At 69.7% G+C, this 3,851-nt stretch carries 5 protein-coding genes; 3 read left to right on the top strand and 2 right to left on the bottom strand.

The features are described from left to right. The coding region (locus AB0J09_RS58640) for an SDR family oxidoreductase (protein ID WP_360711963.1) at positions 1-957 on the bottom strand (957 nt) is incomplete at its 3' end. Beyond that, positions 954-1,559 carry a TetR/AcrR family transcriptional regulator gene (locus AB0J09_RS58635; protein WP_360711960.1) on the bottom strand — a complete coding sequence of 202 codons (606 nt, stop codon included), beginning with the start codon at positions 1,557-1,559 and terminating at the stop codon, positions 954-956. The genes AB0J09_RS58635 and AB0J09_RS58640, both read right to left, overlap by 4 nt. Before the next feature lie 301 nt (positions 1,560-1,860). On the opposite strand from AB0J09_RS58635, the gene AB0J09_RS58630 reads away from it, so the two are divergent. The 3 genes from AB0J09_RS58630 to AB0J09_RS58620 form a co-directional block, all read left to right on the top strand. Then, complete coding sequence (locus AB0J09_RS58630; protein WP_360711958.1) at positions 1,861-2,721, top strand: SAM-dependent methyltransferase; 861 nt, start codon at positions 1,861-1,863, stop codon at positions 2,719-2,721. Between the two features lie 164 nt (positions 2,722-2,885). Beyond that, on the top strand, positions 2,886-3,011 hold the full coding sequence (locus AB0J09_RS58625; RefSeq protein WP_360711955.1) for a hypothetical protein: 126 nt from the start codon (positions 2,886-2,888) through the stop codon (positions 3,009-3,011). Between the two features lie 37 nt (positions 3,012-3,048). Beyond that, on the top strand, positions 3,049-3,851 hold an 803-nt coding region (locus AB0J09_RS58620), incomplete at its 3' end, for a YcaO-like family protein (protein ID WP_360711952.1).

Raw genomic sequence — 3,851 nt, 5'->3', positions numbered from 1 at the left:
TCCGTGCCGCTCGGCGAACGCGCGGGCCGGCCCCGTGGGATAGCGGTCGGACGACAGGAAGGTCAGGGTTTCCGGGTCCGCCTTGGTCAGCGCGGGCGGCAGGCGCCGTACCAGTGACACGGGGACCCTCAACCGCGGGACCTTGACCCGGTAGTGGTGCCCCACGAGCGAGAGGAGGTCCGGCAGCGGCGGGGTGCCGTCGTCCAGGATCCAGAACGCGGCCCGCGCCGCCTCCGGGTCCTCGGGAAGCAGTGTCATGAAGCGCGCCAAGTAGTCCACGGCAACCACGGGGACGAACGTCTCAGCGCTCCCCGGCAGAGCCGCGAGCGAACCTCGCCAGAGGTCGCTCAGGTTCGAGGCGAGCCCGATCTGCTGGTCGGACTCGCCACTCGTGCTGTCCCCGATCACGCTGGAGGGGTTGACGATGGACCAGGGCACGCCCAGCCGGTCGGCGGTGGCCTGGAAGACCGCGTCGGACTCGACCTTGGACGCCTCATAGGGGCCGAGGCGCTGGTAGGTGCGCTGTACGAGGTCATCGCTCCACGGCACTGACGCGGGGTCCTGGCCCCCCACGCGGTAGCCCGAGACGTGCACGAGCCGCCGCAGGCGGGGCAGCCGGGCGGCGAACGCCACGATCGCCCGCACGCTGTCGACGTTGGCGTGACGGGCCTCCGGGACGGTCATCCCGAACCGGTAGGAGCCCGCGCAGTTGTAGATCTCGGTGACGTCCTCCCAGGCCGCCGCGTCGCCCTCGATCAACGCCGGCGCGCCGAAGTCGACGCGAACGCCGGCCGGGGCGTTCCGGCATCCGCGCTCGGCGAGCCAGGTGCCCAGCCCGACGTGGGACCCGCTGTCGCGCGTCGCCGCGGTGACACGGACACCGGCCTGGTCCAGCGCGAGGATCAGATGCCGGCCGACGAACCCGGTGGCTCCGAACACGAGCGCGTGCCTGCTCATGAGGTCTCCTTCGCGGTGGCGGCGGGCGGCTGGTCGAGAAGGTCGCCGAGCACCTGAGCGGCGTTGCGCAGCGCCTCCACGTCGCGCCGGGCACGGGACACGATCATCGCGCCCTCCACCGTGCTGACGACGGTCGTGGCCACGGCGCGTGCCGCCGGGCGCGCGTGGCCGCGGCCGACGAGATGCTCGGTCATCGGCCCGATCCATGATTCGAAGGCGAGCGCGCAGGCCGTGCGGAGGCGTTCGCTGTGCGCGCCCATCTCCAAGGTCACCACGGACACCGGGCAGCCGAGCTGGTAGTCGCTGCCGGTGAGGATTCCGATCAGGACGTCGACGACCCGCCGGAGAATGTCTCCCGGGCTCTCCGCCTCGGCGGCCGTTTCGGTGACGAGCGCGCGGAACTGGCCGCCCGCCCGCTCGACGGCCTTCTCGCCCAGCGCCTCCTTGCCCTCGGGGAAGTGGAAGTAGAGCGACCCCTTCGGGGCCTGGGCATGCTCCGTCACCGTGTTGAGCCCGGTGCCGCTGTAGCCGCGCGCCTGGATCAGTTCGAGCATCGACTCCACCAGCCGCCCGCTCGTCCGCGCTCCCTTGTCTGTGACCATGGGAAGAAAATAGACCGGTCTACCTATTCCGCGCAACCGGCGGCCGCCGGCGTGGACGGCCACAGCGGGCGGCGACCGGCTCAGGCGTTCCCTACCTGCGCGAATGGAGTCTTCGGCGGGCTCGACGATCATCGATGAGGGCCCTGTCACGAAGATTCTGGTCACAAACATTTCCCGAAATAACCGGTCTATCGTATTGCCATTGAACGGAATTGTTGGAACATATGGTCATAGTCATCGAGTGAAGTCCAAAGATCGCCTATCGCAAGCAGGTGGCGGCGAGGGGAAAGGGGCAACGCTCATGCACCAACGTGCTGTCCGAAACCTGGCCAAGCTGGACACGACGCAGGCCAGAATCACGCGGATTTTCGACGCGGCGGCGGGCGGGAAGAACAACTTCCTGGTGGACAAGGACATGGTGCGCCATTTCGATCAAGTAACCCCCGCGCTCACCACCGCCGCCCGCGCCGTGCTCCAATTCCTGTCCCGGGCGGTACGCCACCTGGCCGCCGCCGAGGGTGTGGACCAATTCCTGATCGTGGGAAGCGGAATCCCCAGCGGCCTTCCGGCCGGACACAGATTGCACGACATAGCGCGCCGCGCCTCCGCCGGCCCCGGCCCGCGCGTCGTGTACGTGGAGAGCAACCCGATGGTGCTGACCATGGCGCAGGCCACCATCGAGCCCTTCAACGACCTGGTCCGCGTAGTGGACGGCGATGTACGCGAGATCGACGAGATGCTCCGGGATCACGTGGTCCAGACGTTCCTCGACTGGGACAGGCCCCTGGCGGTGCTCCTGGTGTCGACCCACTGCCTCGACGACGACGAGTGCGCCCATGACGCCGTCAAGCGACTCCGGCACGCGGCGCCGAGTGGCAGCTTCCTCGGCCTGCTGCACACCACGTTCGACGGCATCCCGCCGGAACTGCTGCCCGCCATCCGGAGCATGCTCGCCATGACGCTGCCCCGCCTCGCCATCCGCACACGAGACGAGGTCAAAGCCCTGCTCGACGGCCTCGACCTGATCGAACCCGGACTGGTGTGGGTCCCGCAGTGGCGCCCCGCCGAGCGCGACCTCGCCTGCCCGACCGAGCGCGATCTCGCCTGCCGCGACGAGCCCCGCTCCTCGGGCAACTACTGCGCCGTGGCCCGCATCCCCTGAGGGGCCGCACCGGCTTTCCAGCATCCCGACATTGAAGGGACGGGCCCGGCAGAACTAATCCCTTGAATATGCAAACAAGCCATCAAACACCAATAAATCCATTTTCCTGGGACTTTGTTCGGGCGTCGCTAGAATTAAGGCGCGAAACCCAAGGGGGAAGTCTCATGGGAAATGTCGTGGATTTCAAATCGGCCGAGTCGCTGGACAGAAGGGCTCAGCACCTGACCGAGGCTGAACTGGACCGGCTCAGAGAACTGCTGACCGCGACCGCCGGCGATGGCGAGCACTAGGCAGCATCGGGATCCATCCTGTGAGGTGGAGCGGGCGGTGCCGCTGCACGAGGCTGGGCGTCGCGCGACGGCGGCACTGGCCGCACTGGGCCTGCGGGCGGAGCTGATGGACGCGGGCCGGGGTCGCGATCCGACCGCCTGGTGGTGCGAGCTGGTCGGCGGCGCGGGGGACGCCTCGCCGGTCGCGTGCGGGATGGGGAAAGGGCGTCCTGAGGAAGCCCGTGTGGGCGCGCTGTTCGAGGCCGTCGAGCACTACCTTACCGGCCCGGCCGGGTTCGAACCCGCCGCCGTGGAGCCGGCCGTGCCCGCCGGGATCGCCGCGGGGCCGCTGCGCGAGGACGCCTGCGCGCTGCTGCTGGCCCGGACGCCCGGCCGGCGCATGGCCTGCCTGCGCTATCGCGCCCTCGGCGGGCGACGGGAGGCGCTGGTGCCGCTGTTCCTGTCCGCCCCCTGGTACGTGGAGACCGACGCCGTACGCCTGCGCGAACTGGCCGGAGACGACTGCGACTACATCCACCTCATGCGCTACAGCTGCAACAGCGGTTCGGCCGCCGGCGTCACCGCCGGCGAGGCGCTGCTGCACGCACTCAACGAGGCGATCGAGCGGGACGCCCTGTCGCTGCTCCTGGCGCGGGCGTTCCTCGGCGGGGGCGGTTTCCGGCCAAGGCTGATCGACCCGCGGACGCTCCCGTACGGCGTCGCGCGGGCGTACGCGACGGCCGGAGAGCTGACCGGATCGCCGGTGCACCTGATGGACGTCACCAGTGACATCGGGGTGCCGACCATGCTGGCGTACACGGCCCCCACCGCTCGCCATCCGCACCGGCGCGGCGCCGGGAC

Origin of the sequence: Nonomuraea sp. NPDC049784 (genome assembly GCF_040659615.1) — a bacterium.
Lineage (GTDB): Bacteria > Actinomycetota > Actinomycetes > Streptosporangiales > Streptosporangiaceae > Nonomuraea.
This window is presented reverse-complemented; position numbering and strand designations above follow the sequence as displayed.